The sequence below is a fragment of the Streptomyces griseus subsp. griseus genome (genome assembly GCF_000720255.1).
In the GTDB taxonomy this organism is placed as follows: Bacteria; Actinomycetota; Actinomycetes; order Streptomycetales; family Streptomycetaceae; genus Streptomyces; species Streptomyces griseus_I.
Genome location: NZ_JOJE01000011.1, coordinates 221,925 through 242,285, shown reverse-complemented (window position 1 = coordinate 242,285; position 20,361 = coordinate 221,925). Strand labels below are relative to the sequence as shown.

Annotated in this window: 17 protein-coding genes and 1 pseudogene; 6 read left to right on the top strand and 12 right to left on the bottom strand. The window is 71.8% G+C overall.

The window, feature by feature from the left end; genetic code table 11:
• Position 1: 1 nt before the first annotated feature.
• Together pdhA (IG99_RS17530) and IG99_RS17525 are read right to left on the bottom strand one after the other, a co-directional pair.
• On the bottom strand, positions 2 to 1,234 hold the full coding sequence (gene pdhA / locus IG99_RS17530) for a pyruvate dehydrogenase (acetyl-transferring) E1 component subunit alpha (protein ID WP_037674987.1): 1,233 nt from the start codon (positions 1,232 to 1,234) through the stop codon (positions 2 to 4).
• Positions 1,235 to 1,740: 506 nt separating this feature from the next.
• On the bottom strand, positions 1,741 to 3,330 hold the full coding sequence (locus tag IG99_RS17525) for a protein kinase domain-containing protein (RefSeq protein ID WP_078947763.1): 1,590 nt from the start codon (positions 3,328 to 3,330) through the stop codon (positions 1,741 to 1,743).
• A gap of 334 nt (positions 3,331 to 3,664) precedes the next feature.
• Here IG99_RS17525 and IG99_RS17520 point away from each other — a divergent pair, with 334 nt between their 5' ends.
• Positions 3,665 to 5,308: a protein kinase domain-containing protein gene (locus tag IG99_RS17520; RefSeq protein WP_037674986.1), complete on the top strand. Its 1,644-nt coding sequence runs from the start codon at positions 3,665 to 3,667 to the stop codon at positions 5,306 to 5,308.
• Positions 5,309 to 5,384: 76 nt separating this feature from the next.
• Here IG99_RS17520 and IG99_RS17515 read toward each other — a convergent pair whose 3' ends face one another.
• On the bottom strand, positions 5,385 to 5,930 hold the full coding sequence (locus IG99_RS17515; protein WP_037674985.1) for a bacterial proteasome activator family protein: 546 nt from the start codon (positions 5,928 to 5,930) through the stop codon (positions 5,385 to 5,387).
• A gap of 163 nt (positions 5,931 to 6,093) precedes the next feature.
• On the opposite strand from IG99_RS17515, the gene IG99_RS17510 reads away from it, so the two are divergent.
• A complete protein-coding gene (locus IG99_RS17510) occupies positions 6,094 to 6,564 on the top strand; it encodes a hypothetical protein (RefSeq protein WP_063768317.1) in 471 nt (156 codons plus the stop codon).
• An 8-nt stretch (positions 6,565 to 6,572) separates the two neighbouring features.
• Here the strand turns inward: IG99_RS17510 and IG99_RS17505 are convergent, their stop codons facing one another.
• On the bottom strand, positions 6,573 to 7,553 hold the full coding sequence (locus IG99_RS17505; protein ID WP_037674983.1) for an NAD(P)H-quinone oxidoreductase: 981 nt from the start codon (positions 7,551 to 7,553) through the stop codon (positions 6,573 to 6,575).
• Between the two features lie 129 nt (positions 7,554 to 7,682).
• On the opposite strand from IG99_RS17505, the gene IG99_RS17500 reads away from it, so the two are divergent.
• Positions 7,683 to 8,678 carry an ATP-binding cassette domain-containing protein gene (locus tag IG99_RS17500; protein WP_037674982.1) on the top strand — a complete coding sequence of 332 codons (996 nt, stop codon included), beginning with the start codon at positions 7,683 to 7,685 and terminating at the stop codon, positions 8,676 to 8,678.
• Positions 8,675 to 9,523, top strand: a complete 849-nt coding sequence (locus IG99_RS17495; protein ID WP_037674980.1) for an ABC transporter permease — start codon at positions 8,675 to 8,677, stop codon at positions 9,521 to 9,523. The genes IG99_RS17500 and IG99_RS17495 overlap by 4 nt, the downstream gene beginning before the upstream one ends.
• A 2-nt stretch (positions 9,524 to 9,525) precedes the next feature.
• Here IG99_RS17495 and IG99_RS17490 read toward each other — a convergent pair.
• Positions 9,526 to 10,197: pseudogene (locus IG99_RS17490) on the bottom strand (potassium channel family protein); the annotation flags it as partial.
• 111 nt (positions 10,198 to 10,308) lie between these two features.
• Here IG99_RS17490 and IG99_RS17485 point away from each other — a divergent pair.
• Positions 10,309 to 11,421: a potassium channel family protein gene (locus IG99_RS17485; RefSeq protein ID WP_199815539.1), complete on the top strand. Its 1,113-nt coding sequence runs from the start codon at positions 10,309 to 10,311 to the stop codon at positions 11,419 to 11,421.
• A 39-nt stretch (positions 11,422 to 11,460) separates the two neighbouring features.
• Here IG99_RS17485 and IG99_RS17480 read toward each other — a convergent pair whose 3' ends face one another.
• The 5 genes from IG99_RS17480 to pdhA (IG99_RS17460) all read right to left on the bottom strand — a co-directional run bounded on the left by IG99_RS17480 (position 11,461) and on the right by pdhA (IG99_RS17460) (position 17,418).
• Positions 11,461 to 12,888 (bottom strand): molybdopterin molybdotransferase MoeA, encoded by a 1,428-nt coding sequence (locus IG99_RS17480; protein ID WP_037674975.1) that lies wholly within the window; start codon positions 12,886 to 12,888, stop codon positions 11,461 to 11,463.
• Positions 12,885 to 13,814 carry an NTP transferase domain-containing protein gene (locus IG99_RS17475; protein WP_037674973.1) on the bottom strand — a complete coding sequence of 310 codons (930 nt, stop codon included), beginning with the start codon at positions 13,812 to 13,814 and terminating at the stop codon, positions 12,885 to 12,887. The genes IG99_RS17480 and IG99_RS17475 overlap by 4 nt, the downstream gene beginning before the upstream one ends.
• An 87-nt stretch (positions 13,815 to 13,901) precedes the next feature.
• Positions 13,902 to 15,281 (bottom strand): dihydrolipoamide acetyltransferase family protein, encoded by a 1,380-nt coding sequence (locus IG99_RS17470; protein ID WP_037674971.1) that lies wholly within the window; start codon positions 15,279 to 15,281, stop codon positions 13,902 to 13,904.
• Complete coding sequence (locus tag IG99_RS17465) at positions 15,281 to 16,285, bottom strand: alpha-ketoacid dehydrogenase subunit beta (RefSeq protein WP_037674969.1); 1,005 nt, start codon at positions 16,283 to 16,285, stop codon at positions 15,281 to 15,283. Before IG99_RS17465 ends, IG99_RS17470 begins: the two co-directional genes overlap by 1 nt.
• On the bottom strand, positions 16,285 to 17,418 hold the full coding sequence (pdhA, locus tag IG99_RS17460) for a pyruvate dehydrogenase (acetyl-transferring) E1 component subunit alpha (RefSeq protein WP_037674967.1): 1,134 nt from the start codon (positions 17,416 to 17,418) through the stop codon (positions 16,285 to 16,287). The genes IG99_RS17465 and pdhA (IG99_RS17460) overlap by 1 nt, the downstream gene beginning before the upstream one ends.
• Positions 17,419 to 17,593: 175 nt before the next feature.
• Between pdhA (IG99_RS17460) and IG99_RS17455 the strand changes: the two genes are divergently transcribed.
• The gene (locus tag IG99_RS17455) at positions 17,594 to 18,115 is read left to right on the top strand and encodes an Lrp/AsnC family transcriptional regulator (RefSeq protein ID WP_394298029.1); all 522 of its coding nucleotides are present in this window, start codon (positions 17,594 to 17,596) and stop codon (positions 18,113 to 18,115) included.
• A gap of 16 nt (positions 18,116 to 18,131) precedes the next feature.
• Here the strand turns inward: IG99_RS17455 and IG99_RS17450 are convergent, their stop codons facing one another.
• The gene (locus IG99_RS17450) at positions 18,132 to 18,722 is read right to left on the bottom strand and encodes a TetR/AcrR family transcriptional regulator (RefSeq protein WP_037674965.1); all 591 of its coding nucleotides are present in this window, start codon (positions 18,720 to 18,722) and stop codon (positions 18,132 to 18,134) included.
• On the bottom strand, positions 18,719 to 20,233 hold the full coding sequence (locus tag IG99_RS17445) for a 3-hydroxyacyl-CoA dehydrogenase (RefSeq protein WP_037674964.1): 1,515 nt from the start codon (positions 20,231 to 20,233) through the stop codon (positions 18,719 to 18,721). Before IG99_RS17445 ends, IG99_RS17450 begins: the two co-directional genes overlap by 4 nt.
• Between the last annotated feature and the right edge of the window lie 128 nt (positions 20,234 to 20,361).

Sequence of the window (20,361 nt, the reverse complement as noted above, 5' to 3'; positions counted from 1 at the left end):
TTCAGTGACCCCCCTCTACGTCCGCGAACGAAGCCTGGTAGGCGGCGAACTGGGCACGCTCCTCGTCGACGAGCGCGTGCCCGTCCGCGTACGCGTTCTCGAAGATGGCGAAATGGTCCGGGTCCGGCATGGCACGGACCGCTTCGCGTACTCGTTTGCCCAACGCTTCGCTCTCGGCCTCCAGTTCCGCGAAGAATCCCTCGTTCGCGTGGTTTGAGGTCTCGAGGTAGCGGCGCAGCCGCAGGATCGGGTCCTTCGCCTCCCAGGCCGCCCGCTCGTCGTCGTGGCGGTAGCGGGTGGGGTCGTCGGAGGTGGTGTGGGCGCCCATGCGGTACGTGTACGCCTCGACCAGCGTCGGTCCCTCGCCGGCGCGGGCCCGCTCCAGGGCCCACTTCGTCACCGCGAGGCAGGCCAGGACGTCGTTGCCGTCCACGCGCACGCCCGGGAAGCCGAAGCCCTGGGCGCGCTGGTAGAGCGGGACGCGGGTCTGCTTCTCGGTGGGCTCGGAGATCGCCCACTGGTTGTTCTGACAGAAGAACACGACCGGGGCGTTGTAGACCGCTGAGAAGGTGAACGACTCCGCGACGTCTCCCTGGCTGCTCGCGCCGTCGCCGAAGTAGGCGATCACCGCCGAGTCCGCGCCGTCCTTGGCGATGCCCATCGCGTAGCCGGTGGCGTGCAGCGTCTGGGAGCCGATGACGATCGTGTACAGCTGGAAGTTGTTGCTGTTGGGGTCCCAGCCGCCGTTGTTCACGCCGCGGAACATGCCGAGGAGGTTGGTCGGGTCGACGCCGCGGCACCAGGCGACGCCGTGCTCGCGGTAGGTCGGGAAGACGTAGTCGTCGTCGCGCAGGGCCCGTCCCGAGCCGATCTGGGCGGCCTCCTGGCCGAGCAGCGAGGCCCACAGGCCCAGCTCGCCCTGGCGCTGAAGGGCGGTCGCCTCGGCGTCGAAGCGGCGGGTGAGCACCATGTCGCGGTAGAGGCCGCGGAGCTCTTCGGGGGTGACGCCGTCGACGTACTGGTCGTAGTCGGCGTTCTTGACGCGCTCGCCCTCGGGCGTCAGCAGTTGCACGAGCTCCGGGTCGGCGCCCTGCTGGGCGGCGGTTCCCTTCTTGGCGGTCGTGCGGGTGGTGCGCTTGGTACCGGTGGTGCCGGCTGCTTTGGCACCGGCGGTGCCGGCCTTGCTCCCGGCGCTGCGTCGCGGTGTGCGCGCGGCAGTGCTCTCCACGGTCACGTGTGCTCCTCCGTCGGTCCGGCCCCCGGGATTGCCGGGTTCCAGTGCGGCTCACCTGTTTCCGACACCCGTTGCACGGGGTGGGTGCCACTCGGCCGGGAACAGGCGTGACAGGTGCCCCGGCGAGCGCCCTGCATCAATCACGTTACCCAGTGCTCCACATTTCTGTGAAACCCCTCCTGACCTGCGTTTTTGCTTGGATTTCCAAGTATTTTTGCTTGGAAGCCCGAGTATTTCGCAGGTCAGCCGGAGGAGCCGCAGGTCACGGCTCTGGTTACAGCCTGGCAGGGGGCCGGAACACCGGCACGTTATCCCGGCCACCCCGGGAACGGGAAGAGTTCAAGAACGACTCCGTTGGAGCAGAGACGGAGAAAAGGGGGTTTTTCTTCTTTTCGCCTATTAGGGCCGGGCAGTGCTGGCCGGAAAAGATCTCCAACGTAACGCACACGCGCGTGGAGGCCCGGCAGGGCTCCACGCGCGCGGGGTCGGCCGGATCGGCCTCGGGCTCAGCCGCCCCCGCCAGTGACGCCGGTCGTGCCGCCGTTGTCGGCGCCGCCGTCGTCCGCGGGAGGTGACTCCGGCGTGCTCGGCTGGGGCTGCGACTGGGTCGCCGTGTTCGACGGCTCCGGCTCGTTGCTCGGCTCGTCCGAAGGCTCGTCGCTCGGCTCGCTGCTGGGCGACGGGGACTGGGTGTACGACGGGCGGGACGACGGCGAGTAGTACGAGCCGGAGCCCGAGCCGGTGTCGTCGTCGGACGTGTCGCCGCTGGGCTGCTCGCTCTCCTGGTCGCTCGGCGTCTCGGAGGGCTTCTCCTCCTTGGTCGTCTGCGTCTGGGTCGGCGACTTGGTGGTCTCGCCGCCACCGCCCTTGCCGCCACCGCTGTTGTTCAGCGCCAGGGCCACGCCACCCGCGATGGCGATCACCGCGAGGACGGCCAGTATCCACAGCTTGCCGCGGCCACTGCCCCGGTTGCCGTGTCCCTCGAAGCCGCCCTCGTCACCGCCGCCGTACCCGGAGGGCAGGATCGGCTGCGGGATCTGCGTGGTGCCGGAGGCGTCGCCGGGGTGCGGCATCACCGAGGTGCTCGCGAAGCCCGACGCGGCGGCCTGCCGGCCCCCGTGGGAGGTGACGGGGCCGGTGTCCCAGGTGCCGGTGTGGCCGCCCTGGTCGTACAGCATCTGGAGCCCGTACTGGACCAGCCCGCGCATCTCCTCGGCGGTCTGGAAGCGGTCGTCCGGCTCCTTGGCGAGGGAGCGCATGACAAGTCCGTCGAGCTCCGGCGGGCACGTGCCCTCAGAGGTCTGGGACGGGGGCACCGGGATGTCCTGGACGTGCTGGTAGACCACCGACAGCGGGGTCTCGCCGGTGAACGGCGGACGCAGCGCGAGGAGTTCGTACAGCAGGCAGCCCGTCGCGTACAGGTCGGAGCGGTGGTCGACGGCCTTGCCGAGCGCCTGCTCCGGGGAGAGGTACTGAGGGGTGCCCATGACCATGCCGGTCTGCGTCATCGTCGTGGACGCGCCGTGCAGGGCGCGGGCGATGCCGAAGTCCATCACCTTGACGGCACCGTTGTGGGTGATGATGACGTTGGCCGGTTTGATGTCGCGGTGCACGATGCCGTGCTGGTGCGAGTAGGCGAGCGCCTCCAGGACACCCGAGACGATGATCAGGGCCTGCTCCGGGCCGGGGGCCTCGGCGTTCAGCAGCAGGTCACGGATGGTGCGGCCCTCGACCAGCTCCATCACGATGTACGGCACGGACTGGCCGCCGACGACGTCCTCGCCGGAGTCGTACACGGCGACGATCGCGTGGTGGTTGAGGCCCGCCACCGACTGGGCCTCGCGCGTGAAGCGGGCCTTGGAGACGGGGTCCTCGGCGAGATCGGCCCGCAGGAGCTTCACGGCCACGGTGCGTCCGAGGCGCACGTCCTCGGCCGCGAACACCTCGGCCATGCCGCCCCGGCCGAGTCTGCCGGTCAACCTGTACCGGCCGTCCCCGACCAACCCGCCGTTACCCCACATCTCAGGCGCGTCTGACATACCGCCGCCAGTCGCCTCGGGGTCGGACGGGCCCTGAGCGCGCTGCTGCTGTGCCATCAGTCCTCGCCGTCGTTTCTGCCCGCGGTACGCGCGGTGTTGTTACGGTCTCCGTCGGCCACGCTACAGCCTCCGCGCAAGCCTCCGGTTCGGGAAGGCCCCGGCGACCGGTCCGAGACAGACCGGCCATCAAACCCCCAGCACGCGCTGTCGTGCAAATTCTGTGTGCCGGCCGTACGCCCGCTGTAACGCTTGCGCGACGCTTCTTTCGCGTACGGTCACGGAACGGGCACCGAGCTTGACGTGTCAGTGGCCTGGGGCAGACTTGGCCGGGAATAGCGCATGGGATCATCGCAATCGCCGGCGCCCGAAGGCCGATGGGGGACGCAGAAACATGAGCCAGGACGCCGCTCAGGGCCGGTACGCGGGACGGTCGCTCGCCGGCGGCCGCTACCAGTTGCGCGACTTGCTCGGCGAGGGCGGCATGGCCTCCGTGCACCTCGCGTACGACGCGGTGCTCGACCGCCAGGTCGCGATCAAGACGCTCCACACCGAGCTGGGCCGCGAACAGGCCTTCCGCGAGCGCTTCCGCCGCGAGGCGCAGGCAGTGGCCAAGCTCACGCACACGAACATCGTCTCCGTCTTCGACACCGGCGAGGACGACGTGGACGGCATGACCACGCCGTACATCGTCATGGAGTACGTCGAGGGCCGTCCGCTCGGCTCGGTGCTCGACGAGGACGTGCGGCAGTTCGGCGCGATGCCCGCCGACAAGGCGTTGAAGATCACCGCTGACGTGCTCGCCGCGCTGGAGATCAGCCACGAGATGGGGCTGGTCCACCGCGATATCAAGCCGGGCAACGTGATGATGACCAAGCGCGGTGTCGTCAAGGTCATGGACTTCGGCATCGCCCGCGCCATGCAGTCCGGCGTCACGTCGATGACGCAGACCGGCATGGTCGTCGGCACCCCGCAGTACCTCTCGCCCGAGCAGGCCCTCGGCCGCGGCGTGGACGCGCGCAGCGACCTGTACTCGGTCGGCATCATGCTGTTCCAACTGGTCACCGGGCGGCTGCCCTTCGACGCGGACTCCCCGCTGGCGATCGCCTACGCGCACGTGCAGGAGGAGCCGGTGGCCTCCTCCTCGATCAACCGCGCGCTGCCGCCGGCCGTGGACGCGCTGATCACCCGCGCGCTGAAGAAGAACCCGAACGAGCGCTTCCCGACCGCCGTCTCCATGCGCGACGAGTGCCTGCGCGTGGCGGCCTCCTTCCAGGCGGCCCCGCCGAGCATCGTCCCGGGCGCCCCCGCGCAGAGCGGCGCGGGCGTCGGCTCCGCGGTGTTCCCTCCGGTCGACCAGGCGACCCCGGCACCCATGGGCAACGTCCAGACGCCGTACCAGCCGGCCCCCACGCCGAACCCGTACGGCGCTCCGACGCCCCCGTCGTACGGCTACCCGCAGCAGGGCGGCTACCAGACGCCGGGCCCGGGCGGCTACGGCGCCCAGGCCCCGGCGGCGTACAACATCACCCCCCAGACCGTGGCCGGGTCGCCCTCGGGATCCGGTGGTGGTTCCGGCGGCGGCAAGAGCAACAAGCCGGTGATCATCGGCTCGGTCGTGGTGGCCGTCCTCGCGGTCGGCGGGCTGATCGCCGCGCTGGCGCTGAACGGGGGCAGTGGCAAAGAGGAAGCGGGCGGGGACAACAACGCGACCTCCTCGGCCACGGCGACCAAGGCGGCGGGTTACCGCGGGCCGGACACGTCCAAGACGATCGACTCCTCGGAGTGCAGCGAGCCCCAGGAGTCGTACAACGACCCGGACAAGATCCAGGTCCCGGACTTCAAGTTCAAGAACATCGACTCGGTCAAGGCGTGCTTCCAGGCGGGCGGCTGGAAGCTCAAGCTCAAGGACGAGGACGAGAACACGTACGGCGACGGCACCGTCATGGACCAGTTCCCGTCCGCCGGCACGGACGTCGACCCGAAGGACATGCCGGAGATCGAGCTCAGCGTGTCCACGGGGAACCCGCCGTCCTGAGCGGCGGCAGGTCTCAGCGGACGGCATGTGAAAGGGCCCGGCGTCGCCGCCGGGCCCTTGATGTGTGTGGGGTCGTCTAGAGGTAGGGCCCGCCCGAGCGGCCGCCCGCGCGCGGGTCGTCGCCGCCCTCGGGGGAGACGCCCGGCGGGAGGGCGCGGCGCATCGACTCCAGCTGGGCCCGCGCCGCCATCTGCTGGGCGAACAGCGTGGTCTGGATGCCGTGGAACAGGCCCTCCAGCCAGCCGACCAACTGCGCCTGCGCGATCCGCAGTTCGGCGTCGCTCGGGGTCGCCTCGTCGGTGAACGGCAGCGAGAGCCGCTCCAGCTCCTCCACGAGCTCCGGCGCCAGACCGTCCTCCAGCTCCTTCACCGAGCTGGCGTGGATCTCCTTGAGCCGGACCCGGCTGGCCTCGTCCAGGGGGGCCACCCGCACCTCTTCGAGAAGCTGCTTGATCATGCTGCCGATCCGCATGACCTTCGCCGGCTGCTCGACCTGCTCCGTCACAGGGATCTCGCGGGAGTCCTCGTCCGCGTCGATGCCGCCGAGTGCCATGCCGTCCTGGCCCACGACCAGGATGCGCTGGGCGTTCTCCGGCGATCTTTCGTTCCTCGGCATCTCCATGCCGCCATTCTCTCGCACGCCTACACCTCACCACCGTGGTGCCCCCTGTGGGGGTTGATCCACCGTTTCCGTTCAGCGCAGTCCGAAGTGCCCCGATTACTGAGAGATGCCAGTCTTGTGGCGTCTTTTCTTGGCGACTGGACACCGGGAGGGGGTCACGAAGGTGACTCCATGGCGGCGGTTGTGCTGCGTGGCGGGGCTGGTCCTGCTGCTGGCGCAGGGGGGCACGACGGCGTACGGAGCGGCCTCGTCGTACGGGGGCGTCTCGACGTCCGCGATCGCGTCGGCGGCGTACGACACCCCCTCCGCCTCCCCCTCCACACCGGACCGGGCCGGGAGCCGTGCCGGCGAGGGCAGGGTGCGGCCGGGACGGAGCGTCGAGGAGGACTACGAGGACGAGGAGGACGAGGAGGACGAGTCCGCCGGACCTGACGTCGGTGAGGAAGACCTCGCTCCCTCGGCCGACCCGCACGACGAGGCCGGGCTCCTGCCGTCCGAGGCGCCGGGGACCGACTCCACCGAGGAGCAGCCCGTCGGACGCGTGCTGCGGATCCTGCCCCTCGGCAGCGGCCTGGTCCTCATCGGCCTGGGCCTCGGCCTCGCCTTCCTCGCACTCCGGCTGCGCCGCGTGTGAGCGGTTCCCTACGGAGTCACCAGCAGCACCTTGCCGACGTGGCCGCTCTCCTCCACCACCCGGTGACCGGCGGCCGCGTCGTTCATAGGGACCTCGCGGTCCACGATCGGGCGGACATGGCCGTCGGCGATGAGGGGCCAGACATGCTCCCTGACGGCCGCCACGATGGCTGCCTTCTCCCCGAGGGAACGTCCTCGCAACGAGGTCGCGCTGATCGCGGCGCTCTTCCTGAGGAGCGCGCCGATGTTGAGCTCGCCCTTGACGCCCCCCTGCAGGCCGATGACCGCGAGCCGTCCGTTGACGGCGAGGGCCCGGATGTTGCGGTCGAGGTACTTGGCACCCATGTTGTCGAGGATGACGTCGGCACCCGCGCCGTTCGTGGCCTGCTCGATCTCGGCGACGAAGTCCTGTTCCCGGTAGTTGATCAGGATGTCCGCGCCGAGCCGGGCGCAGTACTCCAGCTTCTCCTTGGTGCCCGCCGTGACCGCGATCTTCGCTCCGACGGCCTTGGCGAGCTGGATCGCCATGGTGCCGATACCGCTGGAGCCGCCGTGCACGAGCACGGTCTCGCCCGGGCGGAGGTGGGCGATCATGAAGACGTTGGACCAGACCGTGCAGACCACCTCCGGCAGCGCCGCGGCCTGCGTCAGGCCGATGCCCTCGGGCACGGGCAGCAGCTGCCCGGCCGGGACGACGACCCGCTCGGCGTAACCGCCCCCGGCGAGCAGCGCGCACACCTCGTCACCGATGGCCCAGCCGGCTACACCCGGGCCGACCTCCGAGATACGGCCCGAGCACTCAAGGCCGGGATACGCGGACGCGCCGGGCGGCGGGTTGTAGTGACCCTGCCGCTGCAGGATGTCGGCCCGGTTGACGGCACTGGCCGCCACCTCGACCAGGACCTCGCCCTCCCCGGCCACCGGATCGGCCACCTCGTCCCACACCAGCGCCTCGGGCCCACCAGGTTCAGGAATCGTGATCGCATACATGCAAGGGACGCTACCCGCCGTTCGCCGAAGGGCCTCCCCCGGAAATGCCACGTGCGATCGCCGATGAGTTCGCGCGACGGTGAAGGTCTCCCCATGCGTCACCCCATGAACGCGGAAGGACACCCCACCATGAGCCGGCACACCTCCGGTCCGGCCATCGAGACGGCGGGTCTGATCAAGACGTTCGGCGAGACGCGGGCCGTCGACGGAGTCGACCTGGCCGTACCGACCGGCACGGTCTACGGCGTCCTCGGCCCGAACGGCGCCGGCAAGACCACCACCGTGAAGATGCTCGCCACGCTCCTGCGGCCCGACGGAGGCGAGGCCCATGTCTTCGGCCACGACGTCGTCAGGGACGCCGACGCCGTACGCGCCCGGGTGAGCCTCACCGGCCAGTACGCGTCCGTCGACGAGGACCTCACGGGCACCGAGAACCTCGTCCTGCTCGGGCGGCTGCTCGGGCACGGCAGGAAGGCGGCCCGGGAGCGCTCCGGGCAGCTGCTGGAGGCCTTCGGGCTCACGGAGGCGGCCGGGAAGCAGGTCAAGCACTACTCGGGCGGGATGCGGCGCCGTATCGACATCGCCGCGTCCATCCTCAACACGCCCGACCTGCTCTTCCTCGACGAGCCGACCACGGGCCTCGACCCGCGCAGCCGCAATCAGGTGTGGGACATCGTGCGGGCCGTGGTCGCCCAGGGCACCACCGTGCTGCTGACCACGCAGTACCTCGACGAGGCCGACCAGCTGGCGTCCCGGATCGCGGTGATCGACCACGGCAGGGTGATCGCCGAGGGCACCAAGGGCGAGCTGAAGGCGTCCGTCGGCGCCGGATCCGTCCATCTGCGGCTGCGGGATCCCGCGCAGCGGGCGGAGGCCGAGCGGCTGCTGCGACTCGCGCTGGACGTGGACGTACAGCCGGAGCCCGATCCGGTGGCGCTGACCGCCCGGCTCGGGGCGGCGGCGAGCGACGCGGCGGCCGAGCAGGCCGCGCGGGCCCTCGGTGAACTGGCCCGCGCGGGCATCACCGTCGACAACTTCTCGCTGGGCCAGCCCAGCCTGGACGAGGTCTTCCTCGCCCTCACCGGACACGACACCCGCGACGCCGAGGACGAGGTGGCGGCATGAGCACCGCGACGACGACCGACAGCCAGGACCTCGCCCCTGTCAGCACCGAGTCGCTGACCGCCCTGCTCGTCACGCGGGAACGGCCGCCGAGGCCCAGCGCCTGGTCGACCTCCCTGACCTTCGGCTGGCGGGCCGTGCTCAAGATCAAGCACGTACCGGAGCAGCTCTTCGACGTCACCGCCTTCCCGATCATGATGGTGCTGATGTACACGTACCTGTTCGGCGGGGCGCTGGCCGGCTCGCCGAGGGAGTACATCCAGTTCCTGCTGCCGGGCATCCTGGTGATGTCGGTCGTGATGATCACGATGTACACCGGCGTCTCGGTCAACACGGACATCGAGAAGGGCGTCTTCGACCGCTTCCGCTCGCTGCCGATCTGGCGGCCGGCCACCATGGTCGGCTACCTGCTCGGCGACGCCCTGCGCTACGCCATCGCGTCCGTGGTGATGCTCACCGTCGGCGTGATCCTCGGCTACCGTCCGGACGGCGGGGTCGCGGGTGTGGTCGCCGGGATCGCCCTGCTGATCGTCTTCTCGTTCGCGTTCTCGTGGATCTGGACGATGTTCGGGCTGCTGCTGCGGACCGAGAAGTCGGTGATGGGCGTCAGCATGATGGTGATCTTCCCGCTCACCTTCCTGTCCAACGTCTTCGTCGATCCCAGGACCATGCCGGGCTGGCTCCAGGCGTTCGTCAACAACAGCCCGGTCACCCATCTGGCGTCCGCCGTGCGCGAGTTGATGGCGGGCGACTGGCCGGCCGACGAGATCGCCTGGTCGCTGGGGTGGGCGGGGCTGTTCGTGCTCGTCTTCGGACCGGTCACGATGCGGCTGTACAACCGCAAGTAGCGCTACGGCCGCTGCTCTCCCCGCTCGGCGGGCGGCGACACGCGGACGATCGTGATGACCCGGTCCGTCAGCTGCAGCACGCCGACGGCCGGATCGTCGTAGCCCAGGACCCGGTGTCCGCGTACGACGCTGACGATCAGGTCGTCCGTCTCGCGGGGACCACGGCCCGTCTCCGCCTTGGTGACGGGCCGTTCGAGGAGGTCGAGTCCGCTGCCCTGGCTCATCAGGTCCTCCATGACCGCACCGGCGGCGGGACTGAGCACGGACAGCCCCAGCAGTCGGCCGGCCGCGCCGGCGCTGGTGATGACCTCGTCGGCGCCGGACTGCTTGAGCAGCGGCGCGTTCTCCTCCTCGCGGGCCGCCGCCACGATCGTCGCGCCGCGGTTGAGCTGGCGGGCGGTCAGCGTCACCAGGACGGCGGTGTCGTCGCGCTGCGTCGCGATGATGATCTTCGCTGCCCGCTGCACCTCGGCCTCCCGCAGGACGTCACTGCGTGTCGCGTCCCCGACGACTCCCTCGAAGCCCTCGGCTCTCGCCGCCTCGATCGCCTTGCCGCTGGGGTCGATGACGACGACCTGTTCCTTCCGCAGGCCCGCCACACAGACGGTCCGGATCGCGGACCGTCCCTTGGTGCCGAAGCCGACGACGACGGTGTGGTCGCGCAAGGGGGGCCTCCTGTGTTCTCGACACGTCCCGGGCCGGGGAACGTGTTGCGGTGGGACGGGTGCGCCCCCGTCCGCGACCATGGTGCCCACGGTCCGGATCACCACCACAGGGGGCGCGCGATGAGGGACGACGAGCAACAGCCTTCCAGGGCGAGGAGATTGCCGCTGCTGCGGTCCCTCTGGTACGGCTCCCGCAGGGAGGCCCGAGACGACCAGGAGGCGAGCCACTTCATCACGATGCCGGCGCGTACCGGCGTACCGCCGCTCCAACAGGTGCTGCGACGCCTGGCCCTGGCCCTGCTGGTGCTGGCCGTCACCTCGTTGATCGTCTACATCGACCACGACGGCTACCGGGACAGCTCGGACAACTCCGTCGACCTCCTCGACGCGATGTACTACGCCACCGTCACCCTCTCCACCACCGGCTACGGCGACGTCACCCCGGTGAGCGACGCGGCCCGGCTCACCAACATCCTCGTCATCACCCCGCTGCGCGTGCTCTTCCTGATCATCCTGGTCGGCACCACCCTCGAGGTCCTCACCGAGCGCACCCGCCAGCAGGTCCGCATCCACCGCTGGCGCGGCCGCACCCATGACCACGTGGTGGTCGTCGGATACGGAACCAAGGGACGCCACGCCGTGGAGACCCTGGTCGGACAGGGCATCCCCAAGGACCGGATCGTCGTCGTGGACGCGCAGCGCAAGGCGGCGCAAACGGCCGGCGACGACGGGCTGGTGTCGGTGACCGGGGACGCGACCCGGTCCGAGACACTCCTCAAGGCCGAGGTGCCGACCGCCGCCCGGGTGATCGTCGCACCGCAGCGCGACGACACGGCCGCACTGGTCACGCTCACGGCCCGCCAGCTGAACCGGCGCGCCACGATCGTCGCCGCCGCCCGTGAGGACGAGAACGTGCCGCTGCTGAAGCAGAGCGGCGCGGACACCGTGGTCACCAGCTCCAGCTCGGCCGGCCGTCTGCTCGGCGTCTCCATGGTCAGCCCGGCCGTGGCCAGGACCCTGGAGGACCTCATGACCCTCGGCAGCGGCCTGGACCTCATCGAACGCCCCGTGACGGAGTCCGAGGTGGGGCAGTCACCCCGTGCCTGTGCGGACCTGGTCGTCTCCGTGGTCCGCGACCAGCAAGTGCTGGACTACGCCGACCCGCGGCTCACCGAGCTCCGTCGGGGAGACCGGGTGATCACGGTCAGCCGGCCTCGGGTCACCGTCGCGTAGGCGCCACGGTCGACCGGGGGACCGACGCGCAGGCATGTTTCACGTGAAACACACGCCGATCCCTGCGCTCGCCCAGGGCAGGTCGATCAGCTCCGCCTCCTGACCGGGCCGGAGACCACCCGGCGGTACGACCGCCAGGGCGTCGGCCGCCGCGATGCCGCGCAGCATGGCCGGGCCGTTGTAGTGCAGCGGCACGGCACGGTCGCCGCGCAGGACGACGGGGATGAGCCGGGTGTCGTACGGGTGACCGTGCGCCGCCTCCTGGACCGGCAGCGTGTACGGCTCCGGGGCGGGGCGGGCGGCGAGGGTGCGCAGCAGGGGCTCGGCGAGGGTGAGCAGTCCGGAGACGGCCGCGAGGGGGTTCCCGGGCAGTCCCACGAGGTGCCGGCCCTCCTTGATGCGGGCCAGCAGCATGGGGTGGCCGGGGCGCACCTTGACGCCGTGCACCAGGAGTTCGGCGCCGATGCGGCGCAGCGTGGGGTGGACGTGGTCGACGGGACCGGCGGCGGTGCCGCCCGTGGTGACGATCAGGTCGGCGTCGCTCTTCGTGATCGCCTTGTGCAGCGCCTTCGCGTCGTCGCCGAGCCGGCGAACGGCGATGACCTCGGCGCCCAGTGCACCCAACCAGGGCGGGAGCATCGGCCCGAGGGCGTCCCGGATCAGGCCGTCGTGCGGCAGGCCCTCGGTGAGCAGCTCGTCGCCCAGGACCATGACCTCGACGCGGGGGCGGGGAACAGCGGTAACCGTGTCGTACCCGGCCGCCGCGGCGAGGCCGAGGACGGCGGGGGTCACCAACGTGCCGACGGGGAGCAGTTGGTCACCGCTGCGGCACTCCTGGCCGCGCGGGCGGATGTCCTGGCCGTGCCCGATCGTGGGCGCTCCCGTGGCGCGGGCGGAGTCCGGCGGGAGGGCCGCGTGCAGCCGGCCCTTGTCGTCGGTACGGCCGTGCTCGCTGCGCAGCACCGCGGTGGTGTCCGGGGGGATGCGGGCACCGGTGGCGATCCGGACGGCCTCGCCGTCGGCGAGGGGCTCGGGGGCCGCGTGCCCGGCCAGCACTCCCTCGTGCCTGACGTCCCAGGGGCCCGGTCCGGCGACCGCCCAGCCGTCCATGGCGGAGGTGTCGAAGGAGGGGAGGTCGGTGAGGGCGGTGAGGGGAGCGGCCAGCACCAGGCCGAGGGCGTCGGCGAGGGCCACGGAGACGGGGGTACGGCGGCGGCCCGCGGTCTGACCGGCCCGCGCGGCGATCACCTGAGCCTCGGGCCAAGGGGTGGCCTGGTGGTGGGCGCCCCGGCGGGGACCGGAGCGGGGCGCGGTGGGATCGGGCGCCGGGCCGGAGCCGGGGGTGTGCGCGGGGTCGTGTCCGGCTGCCCTGCGGGTCTGGCCGCTGGCTTCGTTCACGAGCGCGAGCACCTCCTCGACGTCGAGGTCCTCGGCGTCCTGACCGCCCCGCGTACCGGGGGCGGTCATCCGGCGTCCGGTCGGGCGTCGGGGGTGGCGTCGGGGGCCGTGTCCGGCTTGGTCTCGGTGGCCTCGTCGGCCCAGCGCGCCGCCAGTGCCGCGGCCTTGCGAGCGGCTTCTGCGACCGCCTCCGGGCCGCCCCGGGCCTGCGCGGCCGCGTAGCCCACGAGGAAAGTGGTCAGCGGGGCCGCCGGGCGGGCCACACCGTGCGCGGCGTCGCGGGCCAGGTCGAGCAGCACGCCGGTGTCGACGTCGAGGTCGATGCCCAGCTCGTCCTTGACTGCGGAAATCCATTCATCCAACACGTGCCCATGCTCCCTGATCAGTGCCCTGGCGGTGGCGATGTCGTCCCAGGTGTCGCAGTCGAAGGAGGCGACGGGGTCGGGGACGCGGGTGAGATCGAGCCCTGCGGTCAGCCGGCGCAGCGACAGCCCGGTGAGGCCACCGTCCTCGGCGGTGAGAGCGGCGAGCCTGCGGCGCAGCGCGAGCGCCCGGTACGCGGCCACGAGCGGCTGGTCGCGGCCGTCCGCGTCGGCGACCAGCACACCGTCGGCGTCACCGGACCGCAACGTGGTCAGCAGGCGCCGGACCGTGCCGTCCCGGAGGAAGGGCAGGTCGGCGGAGAGGACGACGACGTGCTCCGCGGTGGTGTGCCGCAGGCCGGCGTCGAGCGCGGCGACCGGTCCCGCGCCCGGCGGATCCTCGCGCGCCCAGCGGACGGGCCGGGCGGTGGGGCGCGGATCGGCGACCACGACGGTCGTGCGCGCGTCGGCGCAGGCGGCGAGCACCCGGTCGATCAGCGCGCGGCCGCCCACCCGGACCCCGGGCTTGTCGGCCCCGCCGAGCCGCCGGGCTCCGCCACCGGCGAGCACGACGGCGTCATGGCCGTTGCGGACGTCGGTCCGGGCGGCTCCGGGAGGCTCGTACGAGGTCACCCCACGAGTATGCGTGCCACCGTGATCACAAGGAACGTGTGTCCACCTCCGGGACGCTGACTGGGGCGGCCGCGTCCGCCTCAGGAGTCACAGGGTGCGCAGCAGCACCGCCGGTTGCTCCACGCAGTCCGCCACGTACCGCAGGAAGCCACCCGCCGTGCCGCCGTCGCACACCCGGTGGTCGAAGGTGAACGAGAGCTGCACGACCTGGCGCACCGCCAGCTCTCCCTCGTGCACCCACGGCTTGGGGACGATGCGGCCGACGCCGAGCATGGCCGCCTCGGGGTGGTTGATGATCGGCGTGGAGCCGTCGACGCCGAACACTCCGTAGTTGTTCAACGTGAAGGTCCCGCCGGTCAGTTCCGCCGGTGTGAGGGTGCCCGCGCGGGCGGCCTCCGTCAGCCGCGCGAACTCCGCGGTGAGTGACTCGGCGTCTCGCGCGTGCGCGTCCCGTACGACGGGGACGACCAGCCCCCGTTCGGTCTGCGCGGCGAAGCCGAGGTGGACCCGGTCGAGCCGGACGACCTCCCTGGCCTCCATGTCGACGGTCGAATTGAGCTCGGGGAACCGGGCGAGGGCCGCCGTGCAGATCCGGGCGAGGAGCGCGAGCAGGGAGATCTTGGATCCGCCCGCCGCGTTCATGGCCGTCCGGGCCCGCATGAGCTCCGTGGCGTCGGCGTCCACCCAGCAGGTGGCGTCGGGGATCTCGCGACGGCTGCGGGACAGCTTGTCGGCGACGGCGCCGCGGACGCCCTTGAGCGGGACGCGGGTGCCGGCCGCGGGCCCCGTGGAGGCGGCGGGAGCGGCGGGAGCGGCGGGGGCGGTCGACGGCTGGGGCGCTGTCATCTGGGTCGGCGCCGCGACCGTGGCCCGCAGCGCCTGCTCCACGTCCGCGCGCAGGATCAGCCCGTCGGGCCCGGAGCCGGTGAGCGCCCGCAGATCGAGCCCGTTCTCCCGGGCGAGTCGCCGCACGAGCGGGGAGATCACCGGCACGGGACCGTCGGCGCGGGGCCGGTCACCGGTGGACGGTGTGTCGAGGGCACCGGGGTCGGGGGCGGCCGGAGTCCCCGTGGCCGGGGCCGGAGTCACGGTGGCCGCCGGAGCCGGGGCAGCCGTCTGCCGGACGCGGCGCCTGCGGGCCGGGGCCTCCGACGTGCCGTACCCGACCAGGACGTTCCCCGAGCCCTTGCTCGACTCCCCCGCGTCCCCGCCGGGGGCCGACGGGCCCACCGCCACCGTCAGCAGAGGCGCCCCGACGGGCAGTTCGGTGCCCTCCTCGCCGAAGCGGGCGGTGACCACGCCGCCGTAGGGGCAGGGCACCTCGACCATCGCCTTGGCCGTCTCGACCTCGACGACCGGCTGGTCGACGGCGACGACGTCGCCGACCTGGACCAGCCAGCGGACGATCTCCGCCTCGGTGAGCCCCTCACCGAGGTCGGGGAGCTTGAACTCCAGCACTTGTGCCATCAGCTCTCCGCCTCCCACTGCAGACGCGCCACGGCGTCCAGGATCCGGTCGACGCCGGGAAGGTGGTGCCGCTCCAGCATCGGCGGCGGATACGGGAGGTCGAACCCGGCCACGCGCAGCACCGGTGCCTCCAGGTGGTGGAAGCAGCGCTCGGTGACCCGGGCGGCGATCTCCCCGCCCGGCCCGCCGTACCCACCCGACTCGTGCACGACGACGGCGCGTCCGGTGCGTCGTACCGACGCGCAGACCGTGTCGTCGTCGAAGGGCACCAGGGAGCGCAGGTCGACGACTTCGAGGTCCCAGCCCTCGGCCTGTGCCGCCTCGGCGGCCTCCAGGCAGACGGGCAGTGAGGGGCCGTAGGTGATCAGCGTGGCGCTGTGACCGGAGCGGCGCACGACCGCGCGGCCGATCGGTTCGACGGTCTGCGGGGCGTCCGGGTTCCAGGAGTCCTTCGACCAGTAGAGGCGCTTGGGCTCCAGGAAGACCACGGGGTCGTCGGAGGCGATGGCGGCGCGCAGGAGGCCGTAGGCGTCGGCGACGGTGGCGGGCGTGACGACATGGAGCCCCGGAGTCGCCATGTAGTACGCCTCGGAGGAGTCGCTGTGGTGTTCGACGCCGCCGATGCCGCCGCCGTAGGGGACGCGGACGGTGATCGGCAGCGGCATGGTGCCGCGCGTGCGGTTGCGCATGCGGGCGACGTGGCTGATGAGCTGCTCGAACGCGGGGTAGGCGAACGCGTCGAACTGCATCTCGACGACCGGCCTGAGGCCGTACATCGCCATGCCGACGGCCGTGCCGAGGATGCCCGCCTCGGCCAGCGGCGTGTCCGTGCAGCGGTCCTCGCCGAACTCCTTGGCGAGTCCGTCGGTGACCCGGAAGACGCCGCCGAGGGTGCCGACGTCCTCGCCCATCACATGGACGGTCGGGTCGGCCGCCATGGCGTCGCGCATCGCGCGCGTGAGGGCCTGCGCCATGGTGGCGGGCTTGACGGCGACGGTGGTCATCAGTGCGTCCCCTCCTGTTCCGCCTCGAGCTCGGCGCGCAGCTGGTCCTGCTGGGCGCGCAGCTGCGGGGTGGGCTCGGCGTACACGTGGGCGAACAGGTCCATGGGGTTGAGCACCGGGTCCTGGTTCATGCGCTCACGCAGATCCGCGGCCATCGCCTCGGCGGCGTCCCGCGCGGCCTGCTTGGCGTCCTCGTCGAGCAGGCCGCGCTCGGTCAGCTCGTGTTCCAGCAGCAGGATCGGGTCGTGCGAGCGCCAGGTGTCGACCTCGGTGTCGCCGCGGTAGCGGGTGGCGTCGTCGGCGTTGGTGTGGGCGTCGATGCGGTACGTCACCGCCTCGACGAGCGTGGGACCGCCTCCCGTGCGGGCGTGCCGTACGGCGTCGCCCAGCACCTCCAGGACGGCGGCCGCGTCGTTGCCGTCGACGAGGCGGCCCGGCATGCCGTAGCCGACGGCCTTGTGGGCCAGGGAGGGGGCGGCGGTCTGCTTGGCGAGCGGGACGGAGATGGCGAAGCCGTTGTTCTGGACGAGGAAGACGACCGGGGCCTGCCAGACGGCGGCGAAGTTCAGTGCCTCGTGGAAGTCGCCCTCGCTGGTGCCGCCGTCGCCGACCATGGCGAGCGCGACCACGTCGTCGCCCTTGAGGCGGGCGGCGTGCGCGAGACCGACGGCGTGCGGGAGCTGGGTGGCGAGGGGGGTGCACAGGGGGGCGACACGGTGCGTGTGGGGGTCGTAGCCGGTGTGCCAGTCGCCGCGCAGGAGGGTGAGGGCCTCGACGGGGTCCACGCCGCGTGCGACGGCGGCGAGGGTGTCGCGGTAGCTGGGGAAGAGCCAGTCCCGCTCCTCGAGGGCGAGGGCGGCGGCGATCTCGCAGGCCTCCTGGCCGGTGCTGGACGGGTAGACGGCGAGGCGGCCCTGCTTGGTGAGGGCGGTGGCCTGGGCGTTGTAGCGGCGGCCGCGCACGAGGTGCGCGTACAGCCGGCGCAGCAGGTCCGGGTCGGCCTTCGCGGCCGCGTGGGTGCCGAGGACGCGGTACGGCTCCGCGTCGGGCAGCAGTGGCGCGGGGTCGGTACGGGGCTGCCAGGCGGGCGGCGGCGTGGGCCGGTATGCGCCCCGCTGCTCCATGACCGTCATGACGGCACCTCCTCGTGGGAGCGGCTTCGGGAGGCACAGCCGGTGTGGCCCGCCTCACCTACCGATTGTTCGGTCGTCGGCACATTTTGGCTACAGGCACCTCCAGGCTGTGGACAAACGGTTCTGCACAGCCTGAGATGGACGCAGTACGTCCATGCCAGGAAGGCGGGGGGACATGGCATCTGAACAAATGGCCGAGGGAGCGGACGCCGACGTCCCCGTCGCGGACCTCGGCATACCGCTGCCGCCTCCGCGTCCCCTGGACGCCATCGACCAGGACATCCTGCGGATGCTCCAGGCGGACGGCCGGGCGTCGATACGGTCGGTGGCCGAGCGGGTCCACGTCTCGCGCGCCAACGCCTACGCGCGCATCAACCGGCTCGTCGAGGACGGCGTGATCCGCGGCTTCGGCGCCCGCGTCGACCATGAGCGCGCCGGTCAGGGCACCTCGGCGTACATCACGCTCAAGATCGTCCAGAACTCCTGGCGCACGGTGCGCGAGCAGATCGTCCGGCTGCCCGGCGCCTCCCACATCGCGCTGGTGGGAGGCGACTTCGACGTCCTGCTGCTGGTGCACACGCCCGACAACAGGGCGCTGCGCGAACTGGTGCTCACCCGCCTCCAGGCGATCCCCGAGGTCCTCAGCACGCGCACCCTACTGGTGTTCGAGGAGGAGGACCTGGAGCCCCACGGCTGACTCCAGGACCACTCACTCACGCCCCCGAGCGCAGCCCCCCGAAAATGAGCTGCGCGACAGCGTCGGCCACGTCGCCCTCGCGTATTCCGCCGCCGTCGGGGCGGTACCACTCGACGATCGAGTTGATCATCCCGAAGACCAGCCGGGTGGCCAGCCGCACCTCCACGTCACCGCGTACGTCCCCGTCCGCCGCGGCCGCCTTCAGCAGTTCGGCGACCCGGTGGTCGAAGTCGCGGCGCCGCTCCAGCGCCCACCGCTCGGTGTCGGTGTTGCCGCGCACGCGCAGCAGCAGGGTCACGTACGGCAGCTCGGCGATCAGCACCTCGACCATGCGTCGAACGACGTACTCCAGGCAGTCGGCGGGCCTCCCCACGCGCGCGTGCTCCTCGTCGAGGATCGCGAAGAGGCCGTCCAGGGCCCGGCTCACGGCGCGGCGCAGCAGCTCCTCCTTGCCGGCGACATGGTGGTAGATCGACGACTTGGAGATGCCTGCCGCCTTGGAGAGGTGCTCCATGGAGGTGCCGTCGTAGCCGCGCTCGTTGAAGACGCGCACCGCCACCGACAGCAGCGTCTCCGGGGTGTACGTGTCGCGCTTGGCCGTGGTCATGAGGTGCCCTCCCGCTTTTCGGTGGCGTACGCGTGGCGGTAGAGCGCGAGGGAGGGCGCGTAGCGGCCGGAGGGGTCGCGCTGGTGCAGGTCGTCGAGGAGGGCGCACGCCCAGCTGCGGCCGAGTCTGCGGCTCCATTCGAAGGGGCCCAGGGGGTAGTTCACGCCCAGCCGCATCGCGGTGTCGACGTCCTCCTCGGTGGCCACGCCCTTGGCGACGGCGTCGTGCGCCAGGTCGACGACCCGCGCGACCGTACGGGCGACGATCATGCCGGGGACGTCGCCGATGACGCTGACGTCCTTGCCGAGGGCCTGGAAGAGTCCGGTCGCCTCGGCGAGGGTCTTCGAGGAGGTGTCCTGGGAGGCGGACAGGGCGACGCGGGTGGCCCTGCGGTAGTCGAGGGCCAGGTCGAAGTAGACGACGTCCCGGAACTCCACGGACGTCTGGCCGTCGGCGAGCACCAACTGGCCGCCGGAGGGCAGCACCAGGCGGGTGCCGTGGTCCTCGTCCTCCTCGCGGACCTGGATGCCCGCCTCGCGGATCAGGGCGAGCAGCTCGGAGGCGGGGCCCAGGTCCCCCTCGGCGACGACGTACGCGGGCGGCTGTGCCCGCTCCGCGGTGTGCGGTTCGGCGCGCTCGGCGCCCTCGCGGTAGTCGTACCAACCCTGTCCGCTCTTGCGGCCCAGACGGCCCGACTCGACCAGCCTGCGCTGGGCGAGCGACGGCGTGAAGCGCACGTCCTGGAAGAAGGACTGCCACACGGAGTGGGTGACGGACTCGTTGACGTCCTGCCCGATCAGGTCCGTGAGTTCGAAGGCGCCCATCTTGAAGCCGCCCGACTCGCGCAGGACCGCGTCGATGGTGGCCGGGTCGGCGCCCTGGGCCTCGTAGACCGCGAAGGCCTCGGCGTAGAAGGGCCGCGCGATGCGGTTGACGATGAAGCCGGGGGTGTCCGCGCAGGCGACCGGTGCCTTGCCCCAGGTGCGGGCCGTCTCGTACGCGCGCGTGGCCGACGTGACGTCGGTGGCGAAGCCGGAGACGACCTCGACCAGCGGCAGCAGCGGCGCCGGGTTGAAGAAGTGCAGGCCGACGAGGCGGCCGGGGTTGCGCAGGGCGCCGCCGATCGCGGTGACCGACAGGGACGAGGTGTTGGTGGCGAGGAGACAGTCGTCGCCGACGACGTCCTCCAGCGCGCGGAACAGCTCCTGCTTGACGTCCAGTCGTTCCGCGACCGCCTCGACGACCAGCGCGCAGTCGGCGAGTCCGGCGAGGCTGTCGGCGGCCGTGAGCCTCGCGCGCGCCGCGTCCCGGTCGGCGCCGGTGAGCCGGTCCTTCTCGACGAGCCGGTCGAGGCGTGCGCCGATCGCGGCGGCCGCGTCCCTGGCCCGCCCGGGGGCGGCGTCGTACAGCCGTACGGGGTGGCCGGCGACCAGCGCGACCTGGGCGATGCCCTGGCCCATGGTGCCGGTGCCGACGACGGCCACGGGGCTGCTGGGGTCGAGTGCTGTCATGTGCGCGATCCTCCCGCACGGGGTTTTCCACAGATGCGGCAGGCCCCCTTGTCCCGACCGATCGTTCGGTTACTCTAACTCTGTCCGCCCGTTCCCGCCCAGGTTTCCGCCAGGTCATGAGCTCGACG